General features: G+C 69.4%; 17 protein-coding genes. 12 read left to right on the forward strand and 5 right to left on the reverse strand.

Annotated features, from left to right (window positions below; translation table 11 throughout):
• Positions 1-69: 69 nt before the first annotated feature.
• Together hemH and ACIGKL_RS06710 are read right to left on the reverse strand one after the other, a co-directional pair.
• Positions 70-1,092 (reverse strand): ferrochelatase, encoded by a 1,023-nt coding sequence (gene hemH / locus ACIGKL_RS06705; RefSeq protein WP_397485908.1) that lies wholly within the window; start codon positions 1,090-1,092, stop codon positions 70-72.
• Between the two features lie 12 nt (positions 1,093-1,104).
• A complete protein-coding gene (locus tag ACIGKL_RS06710) occupies positions 1,105-2,007 on the reverse strand; it encodes a TIGR01777 family oxidoreductase (protein WP_397485909.1) in 903 nt (300 codons plus the stop codon).
• Positions 2,008-2,210: 203 nt separating this feature from the next.
• On the opposite strand from ACIGKL_RS06710, the gene ACIGKL_RS06715 reads away from it, so the two are divergent.
• The 12 genes from ACIGKL_RS06715 (at position 2,211) to ACIGKL_RS06770 (ending at position 12,378) form a co-directional block, all read left to right on the forward strand.
• Complete coding sequence (locus ACIGKL_RS06715) at positions 2,211-3,197, forward strand: NAD(P)/FAD-dependent oxidoreductase (protein WP_397485910.1); 987 nt, start codon at positions 2,211-2,213, stop codon at positions 3,195-3,197.
• The gene (locus tag ACIGKL_RS06720) at positions 3,194-3,418 is read left to right on the forward strand and encodes a TIGR02450 family Trp-rich protein (RefSeq protein ID WP_397485911.1); all 225 of its coding nucleotides are present in this window, start codon (positions 3,194-3,196) and stop codon (positions 3,416-3,418) included. The genes ACIGKL_RS06715 and ACIGKL_RS06720 overlap by 4 nt, the downstream gene beginning before the upstream one ends.
• A 174-nt stretch (positions 3,419-3,592) precedes the next feature.
• Positions 3,593-4,543 carry a YbgA family protein gene (locus ACIGKL_RS06725; RefSeq protein WP_397485912.1) on the forward strand — a complete coding sequence of 317 codons (951 nt, stop codon included), beginning with the start codon at positions 3,593-3,595 and terminating at the stop codon, positions 4,541-4,543.
• A complete protein-coding gene (locus ACIGKL_RS06730) occupies positions 4,533-5,498 on the forward strand; it encodes a MerR family transcriptional regulator (RefSeq protein WP_397485913.1) in 966 nt (321 codons plus the stop codon). The genes ACIGKL_RS06725 and ACIGKL_RS06730 overlap by 11 nt, the downstream gene beginning before the upstream one ends.
• The gene (phrB, locus tag ACIGKL_RS06735; RefSeq protein ID WP_397485914.1) at positions 5,486-6,922 is read left to right on the forward strand and encodes a deoxyribodipyrimidine photo-lyase; all 1,437 of its coding nucleotides are present in this window, start codon (positions 5,486-5,488) and stop codon (positions 6,920-6,922) included. The genes ACIGKL_RS06730 and phrB overlap by 13 nt, the downstream gene beginning before the upstream one ends.
• Positions 6,919-7,341: a nuclear transport factor 2 family protein gene (locus ACIGKL_RS06740; protein WP_397485915.1), complete on the forward strand. Its 423-nt coding sequence runs from the start codon at positions 6,919-6,921 to the stop codon at positions 7,339-7,341. Before phrB ends, ACIGKL_RS06740 begins: the two co-directional genes overlap by 4 nt.
• Positions 7,338-8,105, forward strand: coding sequence for an SDR family NAD(P)-dependent oxidoreductase (locus tag ACIGKL_RS06745; protein ID WP_397485916.1), 768 nt, complete (start codon positions 7,338-7,340; stop codon positions 8,103-8,105). The genes ACIGKL_RS06740 and ACIGKL_RS06745 overlap by 4 nt, the downstream gene beginning before the upstream one ends.
• Positions 8,102-9,349, forward strand: a complete 1,248-nt coding sequence (locus ACIGKL_RS06750) for an NAD(P)/FAD-dependent oxidoreductase (RefSeq protein ID WP_397485917.1) — start codon at positions 8,102-8,104, stop codon at positions 9,347-9,349. The genes ACIGKL_RS06745 and ACIGKL_RS06750 overlap by 4 nt, the downstream gene beginning before the upstream one ends.
• Positions 9,349-10,149 carry a DUF1365 domain-containing protein gene (locus ACIGKL_RS06755; RefSeq protein WP_397485918.1) on the forward strand — a complete coding sequence of 267 codons (801 nt, stop codon included), beginning with the start codon at positions 9,349-9,351 and terminating at the stop codon, positions 10,147-10,149. Before ACIGKL_RS06750 ends, ACIGKL_RS06755 begins: the two co-directional genes overlap by 1 nt.
• The gene (locus tag ACIGKL_RS06760; protein WP_397485919.1) at positions 10,136-11,410 is read left to right on the forward strand and encodes a class I SAM-dependent methyltransferase; all 1,275 of its coding nucleotides are present in this window, start codon (positions 10,136-10,138) and stop codon (positions 11,408-11,410) included. The genes ACIGKL_RS06755 and ACIGKL_RS06760 overlap by 14 nt, the downstream gene beginning before the upstream one ends.
• A complete protein-coding gene (locus tag ACIGKL_RS06765; RefSeq protein WP_397485920.1) occupies positions 11,403-11,930 on the forward strand; it encodes a DUF2878 domain-containing protein in 528 nt (175 codons plus the stop codon). Before ACIGKL_RS06760 ends, ACIGKL_RS06765 begins: the two co-directional genes overlap by 8 nt.
• Before the next feature lie 136 nt (positions 11,931-12,066).
• Positions 12,067-12,378: a YkgJ family cysteine cluster protein gene (locus ACIGKL_RS06770; protein WP_397485921.1), complete on the forward strand. Its 312-nt coding sequence runs from the start codon at positions 12,067-12,069 to the stop codon at positions 12,376-12,378.
• A gap of 77 nt (positions 12,379-12,455) precedes the next feature.
• Here ACIGKL_RS06770 and ACIGKL_RS06775 read toward each other — a convergent pair whose 3' ends face one another.
• From ACIGKL_RS06775 to ACIGKL_RS06785, 3 genes are all read right to left on the reverse strand, one after another.
• Complete coding sequence (locus ACIGKL_RS06775; RefSeq protein ID WP_397485922.1) at positions 12,456-12,971, reverse strand: acyloxyacyl hydrolase; 516 nt, start codon at positions 12,969-12,971, stop codon at positions 12,456-12,458.
• A gap of 100 nt (positions 12,972-13,071) precedes the next feature.
• On the reverse strand, positions 13,072-13,863 hold the full coding sequence (murI, locus tag ACIGKL_RS06780; RefSeq protein ID WP_397485923.1) for a glutamate racemase: 792 nt from the start codon (positions 13,861-13,863) through the stop codon (positions 13,072-13,074).
• A 96-nt stretch (positions 13,864-13,959) separates the two neighbouring features.
• Complete coding sequence (locus tag ACIGKL_RS06785; protein WP_397486261.1) at positions 13,960-14,709, reverse strand: molybdopterin-synthase adenylyltransferase MoeB; 750 nt, start codon at positions 14,707-14,709, stop codon at positions 13,960-13,962.

The raw sequence follows: 14,709 nt of genomic DNA on the forward strand, positions 1-14,709 counted from the left end.
TATCAGGCGGGCGAATGCTTCATACCCGCCAGGGCGAATGGCGCGGCGCGGCGGCCGCACCCGGCCGCTTCAGATGGCCAGCGGCGCGCGCTCGCACAGGGTCTTCAGCGCCGCCGCCCAGTCCGGGTGGTCGTTAAGGCAGGGCACCAGCTGCAGACTCTCGCCGCCGGCCGCGACGAACTGCTCGCGGCCGCGGTCGCCGATTTCCTCCAGGGTCTCGATGCAGTCGGCGACGAAGGCCGGGCACATCACCAGCAGCTTCTTCACCCCCTGCGCGGCCAGTTCGTCGAGGCGCGTCTCGGTATAGGGCTCGATCCACTTGGCCCGGCCCAGGCGCGACTGGAAGCTCACCGACCACTGCTGCGGCTGCAGGCCCATGCGCGCGGCGAACAGCTCGGCGCTGCGCAGGCACTGCGCGCGATAGCAGCCGGCGAGCACCTCGGCCGAGGCCGTGCGGCAGCAGTCGGCGCCCTTCAGGCAATGGCCGCTGGGATCGAGCTTGTGCAGATGGCGCTCGGGCAGGCCGTGGAAGCTCAGCAGCAGGTGATCGAACGGCTGCTCCAGGTAGGGCTTGGCGCTGGCGGCCAGGGCGTCGAGGTATTCGGCTTGCTCGAAGAACGGCGGCAGGATCGACAGGCGCAGCTTCAGCCCGCGCTCGCGCAGCACCCGCTTGGTCTCCTCGATCACCGTGGTGGTGGTGCTGTCGGCGAACTGCGGGTAGAGCGGCGCCAGGGTCACCTCGCGAACGCCCTGGTCGACCAGGCGCTGCAGGGTGGTTTCGATGGACGGCTCGCCATAGCGCATCGCCAGCTCCACCGGGCCGCGCGTCCAATGCGCCTGCATCGCCTGCTGCAGACGGCGGCTGAGCACGATCAGCGGCGAGCCCTCGTCCCACCAGATCGAGGCATAGGCATGCGCCGAGGCCGCCGGGCGCTTGATCAGGATCAGCGACACCAGCAGGCGGCGCAGCGGCCAGGGCAGGTCGATGACATAGGGGTCCATCAGGAACTGATTGAGGTAACGGCGGACATCGGCTACTTCGGTGGACGCGGGCGAACCCAGGTTAACCAGCAACAATGCGTGATCGGTCATGCGAAATCCTAGTCAGTGTTGGCCCAGCAGATCGGCCAGGGCCACGTCCAGATGGGTGAAGCGAAAACTGAAACCCGCCTCCAGCAGGCGCGTCGGCACCGCGCGCTGGCCGCCGAGCAGCAGCTCGGACAGCTCGCCGAGGCCGGCGCGCAGGGCGAAGGCCGGCGCCGGCAGGATCGCCGGGCGGTGCAGGGCCTGGCCCAGCGCCCTGGCGAACTCGGCGTTGCGCACCGGCTGCGGCGCGCACGCATTATAGGGACCCCGGGCAGCGCCGTGCTGCAGGAGAAAATCCATCAGGGCGATTTGATCGGCGATATGCACCCAGGGCATCCACTGCCGGCCGTCGCCGAGGCGTCCGCCCAGGCCCAGCCTGAACGGCAGCAGCAGGCGCTTGAGCATGCCGCCATCGGCGCTCAGCACCAGGCCGGTACGCACCAGCACCACGCGCAGGCCCAGTTCCTCGGCGCGCAGGGCGGTCTCCTCCCAGGCGCCGCACAGCTGCGCGGCGAAATCGTCGGTGACCTGCGGCGTGTCCTCGTGCAACTCGCGCTCGCCGCCGTCGCCGTACCAGCCCACCGCCGAGCCGGAAATGAGCAGTTGCGGGCGCTGGCTGCGGCCCTGCAGCCAGGCCAGCAGCTGCTCGGTCAGGCCGATGCGGCTGGCCCACAGCAGCGCCTTGCGCTTGCTGCTCCAGGGCCGGTCGGCGATGGGCGCGCCGGCCAGGTTGACCACGGCGTCGAGCGGCTCCTCGGCCAGCTCCTCGAGCCGGCCGATGCCGCGCACGGTCGCGCCGCACAGGCGCGTCACCTTGCCCGGCTCGCGGCTCCAGACGGTCAGGCGGTGGCCCTGCTCGGCCCAGTAGGCGCAAAGCCCGCGGCCGATCAGGCCGGTACCGCCGGTCAGCAGGATATGCATGGCATCGTCCTCGCATGGAAATTGATGAGCTTTCCCCCCTAGTCTGGTTTATGACGCGCACACGTGCCTTTATTGATGGCCGCGTTTGTCCTAAACCTAGAGTAGGGAGCGATACCCACGGCAACAGCTGTACATGAAAGCATTCTTGTATAGCTTTTGTCCAAAGCGTAGCCTGTAAAGCATTCAGAGCTGACGAGGTCACCATGAACGCACCCATCGCCATCATCGGCACCGGCATCGCGGGATTGTCCGCCGCCCAGGCCCTGCACGCCGCCGGCCAGGAGGTCCAGCTGTTCGACAAGAGTCGCGGCAGCGGCGGGCGCATGGCCAGCAAGCGCAGCGATGTCGGCAGCCTCGACCTGGGCACCCAGTACTTCACCGCGCGCGACCGCCGCTTCGTCGAGGTGGTGCAGCAGTGGCAAGCCCGCGGCTGGGTCGCCGAATGGACGCCGGGCCTGTACCACGCCCAGGACGGCCAGCTCAGCGCCTCGCCGGACGAACAGGTGCGCTGGGTCGGCACGCCGCGCATGAGCGCCATCACCCGCGCCCTGCTCGGCGCCCTGCCGGTGCACTTCGCCTGCCGCATCACCGAGGTGTTCCGCGGCGGCAGCCACTGGAGCCTGCAGGATGCCGAGGGCTGCAGCCACGGCCCGTTCAGCCACGTGGTCATCGCCACCCCGGCGCCGCAGGCCAGCGCCCTGCTGGCGGCCGCACCCAAGCTGGCCGGCGCCGCCGCCAGCGTGATCATGGAACCGACCTGGGCGGTGGCGCTGGGCTTCGACACGCCGCTGGAGACCAAGGTCGAGGGCTGCTTCGTGCAGGACAGCCCGCTCGACTGGCTGGCGCGCAACCGCAGCAAGCCCGGCCGCGACAATCGCCTGGACACCTGGGTGCTGCACGCCAGCAGCGCCTGGAGCAAGCAGCACCTGGACCTGCCCAAGGAAACCGTGATCGAGCAGCTGCACGGCGCCTTCGCCGAGCTGATCGGCTGCGCCGTGCCGCCGCCCAGCTTCACCCTGGCCCACCGCTGGCTTTACGCCCGCCCGGCGCAGGCCCACCAGTGGGGCGCACTGGCCGACGCCGACCTGGGCCTGTACGCCTGCGGCGACTGGTGCCTGTCCGGCCGCGTCGAGGGCGCCTGGCTCAGCGGCCAGGACGCCGCCCGCCGCCTGCTCGAACACCTGGCATGACGCCCAAGCGGCGGCTCAACCCGCGCAAGCTGCTGCTGTCGAAATGGACCGCGGCGCAGCCGCAGAACCGCGAACGCCACTTCCTGGTCACCGAACTGATCCGCGACGAGGCCGACAGCATTCTCGCCGTGCAGCTGCAGGCCGTGCTCACCCGGCGCAGCCAGCAGCTCGACTGGCGCCAGCTGCAGGACACCCAGCGCTGGCTGCAAGGCTGGCGCTGAAGCACCGCCGCTCCTCCCCTTCCCCATAACGCCGCGCTCGCGCGGCGCCTGTCGTCATACACAAAAAGCCATACACAAGCTGTACAAAGCATTTGACTTGTACAATCGCAGACCTATGATGGACAAAAGTTGTACATGGCTAAGTCCATGTACAACATAGCCGGAGGTCGAGCCATGCAACCGAGCAAAGCCAAACTGGGCATCAGCGCCTGCCTGCTGGGCGCCGAGGTGCGCTACAACGGCGGCCACAAGCTGTCGCGCCTGTGCAGCCGCAGCCTCGCCGAGCATTTCGAGTTCGTCCCGGTGTGCCCGGAGGTCGGCATCGGCATGCCGGTACCGCGCCAGCCGATTCGCCTGGTGGGCGACCCGCAGACGCCGCGCGCGGTCGGTACGGTCGAGCGCTCGCACGACGTCACCGACGCCCTGGCCGCCTACGCCGAGCGCATGGCCGGCGAGCTGCAGGGCATCTGCGGCTTCATCTTCATGCAGCAGTCGCCGTCCTGCGGCCTGGAGCGGGTCAAGGTCTACCAGGACGGCGGCCGCCCCAGCGAGCCGGGCCGTGGCATCTTCGCCGCGGCCTTCTGCGCCCGGCACCCCGACCTGCCGGTGGAGGAAGACGGCCGCCTCAACGACCCGGTGCTGCGCGAGAACTTCCTCACCCGCGTGTTCGCCTACGCCGAGTGGCAACGCCTGCTGCAACAGGGCCTGACGCGCCGCGCGCTGATCGCCTTTCACTCGCGCTACAAGTACCTGCTGCTGGCCACCGACCCGCTGCAGTACAAGGCCCTCGGCCGCCTGCTCGGCGACCTCGCCCGGCACGACCTGGCCAGCCTGGCGCCGCACTATTTCAGCCAGCTGATGGCGGCGCTGAAGCGCTGCGCCACCCGCGGCACCCACAGCAACGTGCTGCAGCACCTGGCCGGCTACCTCAAGCGTGCCCTCAGCCCAGAAGATAAACAGGAGATGCAGCAGCTGATCGGCCAGTACCGCGACGGCGTGGTGCCGCTGGTGGTGCCGCTGACCCTGCTCAAACATCATTTTCGCCGCCACCCGGATCGCTACATCGCCGAGCAGGTCTACCTGCAGCCGCATCCGGAACGCCTGAGCCTGCGCAATGCCCTCTGAGCCGAACGACCGGCTGCAGCGCAGCGAGGCCGCCGAGCAGCTGCGCAGCGCCCTCGCCCAGGGCTATCTGCCGATTCGCGACGTGGCGCGCAGCACCGGGGTCAACGCCGTGACCCTGCGCGCCTGGGAGCGCCGCTACGGGCTGATCGTGCCGCAGCGCACGGCCAAGGGTCATCGCCTCTACTCGGCGGACCACGTGGCGCGCATCCAGGCCATCCTCGGCTGGCTCGGCCGCGGCGTCGCGGTGAGCCAGGTCAAGGAACTGCTGGACAGCCGCCAACCGCTGCAGGCGCCGGCCGACGGCGCCTGGCGACAACTGCGCGGCGAGCTGCTCGGGCATATCGCCCAGCTCGCCGAACGGCGCCTGGACGAAAGCTTCAACGCCGCCCTGGCGCTCTACCCGCTGCGCACCCTGGTCGAACGCCTGCTCTGGCCGCTGCTCGGCGAACTGCAGCAGCGTTGGCAGGGCCAGTTCGGCGCACGCCTGGAGCAGGTGTTCTTCTTCTCCTGGCTGCGCAGCAAGTTCGCCACCCGCATCTACCACAACAACCGCCAGGCCGGCGGTGCGCCGCTGCTGCTGGTCAACCTCGGCGACGCGCCGATGGAGCCCGGCCTGTGGCTGTGCGCCTGGCTGGTCAGCGACAGCGACTGCCCGGTGGAGGTGTTCGACTGGCCGCTGCCGCCCGCCGAACTGGCCCTGGCCCTGGAGCAGATCGCCCCGCGCGCGCTGCTGCTGTACGCCGACCAGGCGCTCGACGGCGCCCTGCTGCGCCGCCAGCTGCCGCGCCTGCACCGGCAGTGCCGGATCCCGCTGCTGCTGGCCGGCCCCGCCGCCCATATCCACCGCGACGTGCTGGCCGAGCTGGCGCTGGCCGCCGACCCGCTGGCCGCCCATGCCTGGCTGCAGCGCCAGGGCCTGCTCGGCCCCCTCGAGGAGTCACCATGCGTCAATTGATCTGGTACCGCAGCGACCTGCGCGTGCACGACAACAGCGCCCTGGCCAGCGCCATGGCCGCCGGCCCGACCCTGGCGCTGTACCTGCTCAGCCCTGGGCAGTGGCTGGCCCACGACGACGCGCCGTGCAAGGTGGACTTCTGGCTGCGCAATCTGGTCGAGTTGCAGCGCGCCTTGCAGCGGCTCAACGTGCCGCTGCTGATCCGCCACTGCGACCACTGGAGCCAGGCTCCCGCCGTGCTCGCCGAGGTCTGCCGCGAGCAGGCCATCGCCGCGGTGCAGGTCAACGAGGAATACGGCGTCCACGAGAGCCGCCGCGATCTGGCGGTGCAGGCGCGCCTGGCGCAGCAGGACGTCGCCTGGCACAACCATCTGGACCAGCTGCTGTTCAAACCCGGCAGCGTGCTGACCCAGTCCGGCGGCTACTTCCAGGTCTACAGCCAGTTCCGCAAGCTCTGCTACCAGCGCCTGCACAGCGCCCTGCCGGCGCTGCGCACACCTCCGCAGGCGCAGGCGCCGCTGGCCGTCGCCGGCGACCCGCTGCCCGCCGCGGTCGCCGGATTCGCCACACCGAGCGAGGCGCTGCGCGCGCTCTGGCCGGCCGGCGAAGAGCAGGCGCACAGCCGCCTGGCGCGCTTCGCCGAGGAGCGCATCGAGTTCTACCAGGAGGCGCGCGACTTTCCCGCCACGCCCGGCACCAGCCAGCTGTCGCCCTATCTGGCCGCCGGCGTGCTGTCGCCGCGCCAGTGCCTGCACGCGGCGCTGCGCGCCAACCGCGGCGAGTTCGACAGCGGCAACCCCGGCGCCGTCACCTGGATCAACGAACTGCTCTGGCGCGAGTTCTACAAGCACATCCTGGTGGGCTACCCGCGGGTCTCGATGCACCGCGCCTTCCGCCAGGAAACCGAGGCGCTGCCCTGGCGTGACGCGCCGGAAGAACTGGCCGCCTGGCAGCAGGGCCGCACCGGCCTGCCCATAGTCGATGCCGCCATGCGCCAGCTGCGCGAGACCGGCTGGATGCACAACCGCCTGCGCATGATCGTCGCCATGTTCCTGACCAAGAACCTGCTGATCGACTGGCGCCAGGGCGAGCGCTTCTTCATGCGCCAGCTGATCGACGGCGACCTGGCGGCGAACAACGGCGGCTGGCAGTGGAGCGCCTCCACCGGCACCGACGCGGCGCCCTATTTCCGCATCTTCAACCCCATCAGCCAGTCGCAGAAGTTCGACCCCGACGGCCACTTCATCCGCCATTGGCTGCCGGAGCTGGCCGGGCTGAACAAGCGCGACATCCATGATCCGGCCGCGCTCGGCGGGCTGCTCGCCCCGGCCGGCTACCCGCGGCCGATCGTCGATCTGGCGCGCTCGCGCGAACGTGCCCTGGCCGCGTTCAAGCAACTCGGCAACCGGGAGGTGCCCGCATGAGCGATTTCCTGTCCACCTTCGGCGAACGCTTCGCCGCGCTGAACAAGGACAACCTCGGGCGCCTCGGCGAGCTGTACAGCGACGACGTGCTGTTTCGCGACCCGCTGCACGAGGTGCATGGCCTCAACGCACTGCGCCGCTACTTCGCCGAGCTGTACGCCAACGTCGACGCGCTGCGCTTCGAGTTCCACGGCTGCGACCAGGTCGGCGAGGGTGAAGGCTACCTGCGCTGGACCATGAGCTACCGCCACCCGCGCCTGGCCCGCGGCGCACCGATCCAGGTCGACGGCTGCACGCACCTGCAGTGGCGCGACAAGGTCTATCTGCACCGCGACTACTTCGACGCCGGCGCCCTGCTCTACGAGCATCTGCCGGTGTTCGGCAGCCTGATCGGCTGGTTGAAGCGGAGGCTGGCATGAAGCGCATCTGGCTGACCGGCGCCAGCAGCGGCATCGGCATCGCCCTGGCCGAGGAACTGCTGCGCGGCGGCCATCGCCTGGCCCTCAGCGCGCGCCGTAGCGGCCCGCTGCAGGAACTGGCGATGCGCTTTCCCGAGCAGGTGCTGGTGGTGCCGGGCGATCTCTGCGAGCCCGAGCAGGTGCGCGCCATCGCCCAGCGCATCGAGCAGGCCTGGGGCGCGCTGGATTGCGCCATCCTCAACGCCGGCACCTGCGAGTACCTCGACGCCCAGGCGTACGAGTCCGCACTGATCGAGCGGGTGATGCGCGCCAACCTGCTGTCGGCCAGCCACTGCATCGAGGCGGCCCTGCCCCTGCTGCGCCGGGGCGAGCGCCCGCACCTGGTCGGCGTCGGCAGCTCGGTAACCTTCCTCGCCCTGCCGCGCGCCGAGGCCTATGGCGCCTCCAAGGCGGCCATGCGCTACCTGCTGGAGGCGCTGCGCATCGACCTGGCCGGCGAAGGCATCGACGTCACCCTGGTCAGCCCCGGCTTCGTCGACACCCCGCTGACGCAGCAGAACGACTTCCCCATGCCCATGCGCTGGCCGGCGGCAAGGGCCGCCCGGCACATCGCCGCACGGCTGGACCAGCACCCGCTGGAAATCGCCTTTCCCGCGCCCTTTATCCTCACCCTGAAACTGCTCGGCCTGCTGCCCAAACGCCTGCGCCTGGCCATCGGCCGCCGCCTGGCGCGCAGCGAATCCGCCAGCAAGGACGCCCCATGAAAATCGCCATCATCGGCAGCGGCATCGCCGGCCTGACCAGCGCCTACCTGCTCAATCGCCAGCACGAGATCCAGGTGTTCGAGGCCAGCGACTGGGTCGGCGGCCACACCCATACGGTGGACGTCGAGGTGGACGGCCGCGCGTACGCCATCGACACCGGCTTTATCGTCTTCAACGACTGGACCTACCCCAACTTTATCCGCCTGCTTGAGCAGGTCGGGGTGAGCTACCAGCCCACCGAGATGAGCTTCTCGGTCAGCGATCCGGCCAGCGGCCTGGAGTACAACGGTCACGACCTCAACAGCCTGTTCGCCCAGCGCCGCAACCTGGTCTCGCCGGGATTCTGGGGCATGCTGCGCGACATCCTGCGCTTCAACCGCCAGAGCCAGGACGACCTGGCCCGCGGCCGCATCGCCGCCGAAACCACCCTCGGCGACTACCTCGCACGCAACGGCTACGGCCAGCGCTTTATCGACCACTACATAGTGCCCATGGGCGCGGCGATCTGGTCGATGTCGCTGGCCGGCATGCTCGGCTTTCCGCTGCAGTTCTTCGTGCGCTTCTGCAAGAACCACGGCCTGCTGTCGATCAGCGACCGCCCGCAGTGGCAGGTGATCGCCGGCGGTTCGCGCAGCTACGTGGCGCCGCTGAGCGCCGGCTTCGCCGAGCGCATCCGGCTCAACTGCCCGGTGCAGCGGGTCGAGCGCGACGCCGGCGGCGTCACCCTGCACAGCGCCGCCGGCGCCGAGCGCTTCGACAAGGTGGTATTCGCCTGCCACAGCGACCAGACCCTGGCCCTGCTGGCCAAGCCCAGCGCCGCCGAGCAGGCCATCCTCGGCGCCCTGCCCTACGCCGACAACGAGGTGGTGCTGCATACCGATACGCGCCTGCTACCCCGGCGCCAGCTGGCCTGGGCAGCCTGGAACTATCGCCTCGGCGGGCCGAGCGATCGACCGGCAGCAGTCACCTACAACATGAATATCCTGCAGGGCATCGACAGCGATACCACCTTCTGCGTCAGCCTCAACCAGGGCGCGGCCATCGACCCGGCCAAGGTGCTCGCACGCTTTCGCTACGCCCACCCGCAGTACAGCCTGGCCGGCGTGAGCGCCCAGGCGCGCTGGGAAGAGCTGCAAGGCGCCCAGCACAGCTACTACTGCGGCGCCTACTGGGCCAACGGTTTCCACGAGGACGGCGTGCTCAGCGCGCTGCGCGTGGCCCGCGCCTTCGGCGAGGCGCTGTGATGCACAGCGCCCTGTACAGCGGCTGGGTGCAGCATCGGCGCTTCGCCCCGCGCGCCCATGCCTTCCGCTACCGCATGGGCCTGCTCTACCTCGACCTGGACGAGCAGGACGCCCTGTTCGCCCTCTCGAAGCTGGCCGGACGCGGGCGCTGGATGCCCTTGGCCTTTCGCGAGTCCGACTACCTGCCGCAATTCACCCGCGGCGGCATGCCCCTGGCCGAGGCGGTGCGCCAGCGCGTCGAGCAGGCCACCGGCCGGCGCCCGCCGGGGCGCATCTGCCTGCTGACCCAGCCGCGCAGCTGGGGCCTGGCGTTCAACCCGGCGAGCTTCTTCTACTGCTTCGATGCCGACGAGCGGCTGCTGGCGATCCTCTGCGAAGTGAGCAACACGCCCTGGCGCGAGCGCTATCACTACGTGCTGCCGGCCGCCGGCACTGGGCGGCAGCGCTTTCGCGTGGCCAAGGCCTTCCACGTCTCGCCCTTTCTGCCGCGCGAGCTCGAGTACCGCATGAGCTTCAGCCCGGTGGGCGAGCGCTTGGGCATTCATATGGCCGACTGGAACGGCGCGGAAAAGCTCTTCGACGCCAGCCTCAGCCTGCAACGCCAGGTACTCGACCGCGCCAGCCTGCACCGCTACTTGCTGAATTTCCCCTGGATGACCGCCAAGACCCTCGCCGCCATCTACTGGCAGGCCCTGCGCCTGCTGCTCAAGCGCCTGCCCCTGTTCGCTCACCAGGCCGCGGAAGGCGACTTCCGCGTCGCCCGCCCGCAACCGAAGGACCTGCCCTATGAAAAGCTCTAGCCTGACCTCCGCCAAAGACAGCGTGCGTGCCGGCAGCGGCCTCGGTGCCGGCCTGTTGCGCCGCGCCGTACTGCGCCAGTTGGGCCGCCTGCGCCATGGCCGGCTGACCATCCACGAGGGCGCCGAGACCCTGCACTTCGGCGACCCGCAGGCCAGCCTGCGCGGCGAAATACGCGTGCTCGACGGCGCGGTCTGGGGCCTGGTGGCCGGCAACGGCTCGATCGGCTCGGGCGAGGCCTATATCCACGGGTACTGGAGCACCCCGGACCTGACCGCGGTGATCCGCATCTTCGTCGCCAACCTGGAGGTGCTCGACGCCATGGAGCGCGGCCTGGCGCAACTCGGCCGGCCGCTGATGCAGGGCCTGCACTGGCTCAACCGCAACACCCGCCAGGGCTCGCGGCGCAATATCGCCGCGCACTACGACCTGGGCAACGAGCTGTTCGAGCAGTTCCTCGACCCGACCATGATGTATTCGGCGGCCATGTTCAAAACGCCGGACGACAGCCTGGAACAGGCGCAGCTCAACAAGCTGGAGCGCATCTGCCAGAAGCTGGCGCTCCGGCCATCCGACCACCTGCTGGAGATCGGCACCGGCTGGGGCAGCATGGCCATCCATGCGGCCAGCCGCTACGGCTGCCGGGTGACCACCACCACCTTGTCGCGCGAGCAGCACGCCCACACTGCGCGGCGCATCCGCGAACTGGGCCTGGAGGATCGCGTCACCCTGCTGCTGGAGGACTACCGCGACCTCGATGGCCAGTACGACAAGCTGGTCTCCATCGAGATGATCGAGGCGGTCGGCCACCGTTTCCTGCCCACCTATTTCCAGCAGTGCGCGCGCCTGCTCAAGCCCGACGGCTTGATGCTGCTGCAGGCCATCACCATCCGCGAGCAGCGCTTCGAACAGGCCTGCAGGTCGGTGGATTTCATCCAGCGCTACATCTTCCCCGGCGGCGCGCTGCCCTCGGTGCAGAAGATGCTCGAGGTGGTCGGCCGCCATACCGACCTCAACCTGCACCATATGGAGGATTTCGGCCTGCACTACGCGCGCACCCTGCGTTTGTGGCACGACAACCTGCGCCAGGCCCGCCAGCGCCTGGCGCAGCTGGGCTACGACGACCACTTCTACCGGCTCTGGGAGTTCTACCTGTGCTATTGCGAAGGCGGCTTCCTCGAACGCACCATTGGCACCGCGCAACTGCTGCTGGCCAAGCCGGCCGCGCGGCCCGCCCCTCTGCTAGGAAACTTCGATGCCTAAACTGATCGCCAATGCCCTTCTCTTCCAGCTCGGCTGGCTGGTCTGCGTCTTCGCCGGCGACAGCCCCTGGCTGCTGCTGGTGGCGGCGATCATGGCGGTGCACCTGCTGTGGCTCAGCAGTTGGGCGGCCGAGGGCAAGCTGCTGCTCAGCGTGTTTCTCGCCGGCAGCGCGCTGGACAGCTTCCTGCTCAACCTCGGCCTGTTCGACTTCGGCGAGTCGCGCCAACTGATCCCGCTGTGGCTGGCGCTGCTCTGGCTGCTGCTGGCCAGCACCCTCAACCATTGCTTGGCCTGGACCGCGCAGCCCTGGTGGCGTGGCAGCCTGCTCGGCGCAGTGGCCGCGCCGCTGTCCTACTACGGCGGCGCGCAGATCGCCGGCGTCGGCCTGCCGTTGGGCACCTGGCCGACCCTGGCCATCCTCGCCGCGGTCTGGGCAGTGGCGATGCCGGTGCTGCACGGCTTCGCCCGGCTGTATCGCGCCCAGTACGAACAGAGTCTGCGTAGCCGGCGAGCGGTGTAGATTCGGCCTTGAGAGCGACGGGCGGAGCGCTGCGCGCTCCCTGTTGGGCTTCGCTGCGCTCAGCGCCAACCTACGCCGCGCACCGCTCAGCCGTCCGCACAGCACAGCGGCGAGCCTTGGCGTACACTGCCGCGCCATGAGCCAGACCATTCCCCACAGCCAATTGCCGAGCGAGCCCGAGGTCAGCTGCAGCACCTGCGCGGCCTGCTGCTGCCAGCTGGAAGTGATGCTGTTCGGCGACGACGGCGTGCCGCCGCGCTATATCGATACCGACCCGTGGGGCGGCGAGGTGATGCGCCGCCTGGACGACGGCTGGTGCGCGGCGCTGGACCGCGACAGCATGCGCTGCACCATCTACGCGGTGCGCCCGCTGATCTGCCGCGAATTCGAGCTGGGCGCGGCCGAGTGCCTGGAGCAGCGCCGCGGTATTGCCGGGGCTTACGGCTGAATCCGTAGGGTGCGCCGTGCGCACCGCTGAGGGTAGCGCCTAGGTTGCGGTGCGCACGGCGCACCCTACAGGATCGTTTAGAAGCTCGTCCGATAATGCAGGGTGTAGGCTTCGGCGCCGTCGTTGGGGTTCTTCAGGCCGGCGTTGGAGTAGTGCACCGCGCGCAGGCCGACCTCCTGGCCGGAGAAGCGCAGGCCGACGCCGATGCGATCCTCGAACTGGAAGGACGAGCCCAGGTCGTTGTCTTCCAACTCGGTGCTGGAGAAGGCCGCCACGCCGATGCCCGCCTCGATATAGGGGCGCACGTGCTGGCCGGCGAACTCGTAGACGAACACCGGGGCGAACGACAGGCTGTGGTTGCTCGACGTCTCGTCGCCGTCCCAGTAGGTGTAGCCCAGATCCCAGTAGCCGGTCAGGCGACCGACGTCGCTCTGCAGCCAGCTGCTGCTCCAGTCCCATTGCGCCCCCAGGCGATAGACCATGGTGGAATCGCCGCTCTGGCCGATGGCAGCGGTCACGTCCGCCGCCTGTACCGCCCCCATCTGTGCCACGGACAAGGCTGCACAGGCAGCCAAAACACACAGCTTCTTCATGAATTATTCCTTCTCGAGAAGTCAGCTAGAACGAATGACCTGCACCTCAGTATAGAAGCCTTCGTTATGAGCGAAAGGCTACAAAGGTACAAAACCCCGCTCAGAATGCCCGTACTTCGGCCGTCTCGCCCAGCAGCACCGGCAACACCCGCTGCATTTGCGCAGGCGACCCGCTGCTCCAGTAACGGGTCGCCTGCGCCGGCCCGGCGGCCAGCAACTGGCCCTGTTCGAGCAGGCGCTGCAGCTGGCGCGCCACCGCCGCGCCGGTGTCGATCAGGCTCACCGAGTCCGGCACCAGGCTGCGCAGCAACGGCTTGAGGAAGGGGTAATGGGTGCAGCCGAGGATCAGCGTGTCGCAACCCTCGGCCAGCAGCGGCGCGACATAGCCCTGCAGCAGCTCGCGGGTGGCCGGCGCCTGCAGCGCGCCGGCCTCGATGCATTCCACCAACCCCGGGCAGGGCTGGGTGATCACCCGCACGTCGCTGGCGAAGCGGTCGAGCAAGGCGGCGAACTTGGCGCTCTTTAGCGTGCCGGTGGTGGCCAGCACGCCGACCACGCCGCTGCGGGTGGCCGCCGCGGCCGGCTTGACCGCCGGCTCCATGCCGACGATGGGCAGCGCCGGGTAACGCTCGCGCAGCTCGGCCACCGCCGCCACGGTGGCGGTGTTGCAGGCCAGCACCAGCGCCTTGGCGCCCTGGGCGAGGAGGAACTCGGCGATGGCGCGGCTGCGCTCGCGGATAAACTCGGGGCTCTTCTCGCCGTAGGGCACGTGGCCGCTGTCGGCGACGTAGAGCAGCGACTCGTGCGGCAGCAACTGGCGAATCTCGCGCAGCACCGACAGGCCGCCGACGCCGGAGTCGAACACGCCAATCGGCGCTTCTTGCTGACTCATATATTTATCCACTGCACTCAGATGTAGGGTGGACATGCCGAAGGCTTGTCCACCACAGCGACAGTAACGGCGGACAAGGCTGGCGCCATGTCCACCCTACGCATTGCCACAGACGCTGCAGGCCGGATCGCGCTTGACCCGCAGTTCGCGAAAACGCGTGCCGAGGGCATCGATCAACAGCAGACGGCCGACCAGCGGCTCGCCGAAGCCGGCCAGCAGCTTGAGCGCCTCCAGCGCCTGCAGGCTGCCGACCAGGCCCACCAGCGGGCCGACCACGCCGGCCTCGCTGCAGGTCAGCTCGGCCTCGCTGCCGTGGCCGTACAGGCAGTGGTAGCAGGGACTGGCGGCGTTGCGCGGATCGAATACCGCGAGCTGGCCTTCCAGGCGGATCGCCGCGCCGGAGACCAGCGGCTTGCCGGCGGCCACGCAGGCGGCGTTGACCGCCTCGCGGGTGGCGAAGTTGTCCGAGCAGTCCAGCACCAGATCCACCGCCGCCACGGCGGCGGCCAGCGAGTCGGCATCCAGCGCCTGGCGATGCGGCACCAGGGTGATCTGCGGATTGATCGCGGCCAGCCGCGCCATGGCCGAATCCACCTTGGCCTGGCCGATGCTGGCGGTGTCGTGGGCGATCTGCCGTTGCAGGTTGGTCAGGTCGACGCTGTCGAAGTCGGCCAGGTGCAGCTCGCCGACGCCGGCGGCGGCCAGGTACAGCGCCACCGGCGAGCCCAGCCCGCCGAGGCCGACGATCAGCACACGGCCCTGCTTGAGGCGCAGCTGGCCGTCGACGTCGATCTGTTTGAGGAGAATCTGCCGGCTGTAGCGCAGCAGCTCGTCGTCGCTGAGCAT

Source organism: Pseudomonas sp. NPDC077186 (assembly GCF_044543505.1).
In the GTDB taxonomy this organism is placed as follows: Bacteria; Pseudomonadota; Gammaproteobacteria; order Pseudomonadales; family Pseudomonadaceae; genus Aquipseudomonas.

What these genes read in the sequence shown, in the direction of transcription:
- ACIGKL_RS06775 (WP_397485922.1), bottom strand. Translation starts at nt 12,971, where the DNA reads ATGAAGAAGCTGTGTGTTTTGGCTGCCTGTGCAGCCTTGTCCGTGGCA.
- ACIGKL_RS06785 (WP_397486261.1), bottom strand. Translation starts at nt 14,709, where the DNA reads ATGCTCAGCGACGACGAGCTGCTGCGCTACAGCCGGCAGATTCTCCTC.
- ACIGKL_RS06755 (WP_397485918.1), top strand. Translation starts at nt 9,349, where the DNA reads ATGCACAGCGCCCTGTACAGCGGCTGGGTGCAGCATCGGCGCTTCGCC.
- ACIGKL_RS06770 (WP_397485921.1), top strand. Translation starts at nt 12,067, where the DNA reads ATGAGCCAGACCATTCCCCACAGCCAATTGCCGAGCGAGCCCGAGGTC.
- ACIGKL_RS06760 (WP_397485919.1), top strand. Translation starts at nt 10,136, where the DNA reads ATGAAAAGCTCTAGCCTGACCTCCGCCAAAGACAGCGTGCGTGCCGGC.
- ACIGKL_RS06730 (WP_397485913.1), top strand. Translation starts at nt 4,533, where the DNA reads ATGCCCTCTGAGCCGAACGACCGGCTGCAGCGCAGCGAGGCCGCCGAG.
- ACIGKL_RS06715 (WP_397485910.1), top strand. Translation starts at nt 2,211, where the DNA reads ATGAACGCACCCATCGCCATCATCGGCACCGGCATCGCGGGATTGTCC.
- phrB (WP_397485914.1), top strand. Translation starts at nt 5,486, where the DNA reads ATGCGTCAATTGATCTGGTACCGCAGCGACCTGCGCGTGCACGACAAC.
- hemH (WP_397485908.1), bottom strand. Translation starts at nt 1,092, where the DNA reads ATGACCGATCACGCATTGTTGCTGGTTAACCTGGGTTCGCCCGCGTCC.
- ACIGKL_RS06740 (WP_397485915.1), top strand. Translation starts at nt 6,919, where the DNA reads ATGAGCGATTTCCTGTCCACCTTCGGCGAACGCTTCGCCGCGCTGAAC.
- ACIGKL_RS06720 (WP_397485911.1), top strand. Translation starts at nt 3,194, where the DNA reads ATGACGCCCAAGCGGCGGCTCAACCCGCGCAAGCTGCTGCTGTCGAAA.
- ACIGKL_RS06710 (WP_397485909.1), bottom strand. Translation starts at nt 2,007, where the DNA reads ATGCATATCCTGCTGACCGGCGGTACCGGCCTGATCGGCCGCGGGCTT.
- ACIGKL_RS06765 (WP_397485920.1), top strand. Translation starts at nt 11,403, where the DNA reads ATGCCTAAACTGATCGCCAATGCCCTTCTCTTCCAGCTCGGCTGGCTG.
- ACIGKL_RS06745 (WP_397485916.1), top strand. Translation starts at nt 7,338, where the DNA reads ATGAAGCGCATCTGGCTGACCGGCGCCAGCAGCGGCATCGGCATCGCC.
- murI (WP_397485923.1), bottom strand. Translation starts at nt 13,863, where the DNA reads ATGAGTCAGCAAGAAGCGCCGATTGGCGTGTTCGACTCCGGCGTCGGC.
- ACIGKL_RS06725 (WP_397485912.1), top strand. Translation starts at nt 3,593, where the DNA reads ATGCAACCGAGCAAAGCCAAACTGGGCATCAGCGCCTGCCTGCTGGGC.
- ACIGKL_RS06750 (WP_397485917.1), top strand. Translation starts at nt 8,102, where the DNA reads ATGAAAATCGCCATCATCGGCAGCGGCATCGCCGGCCTGACCAGCGCC.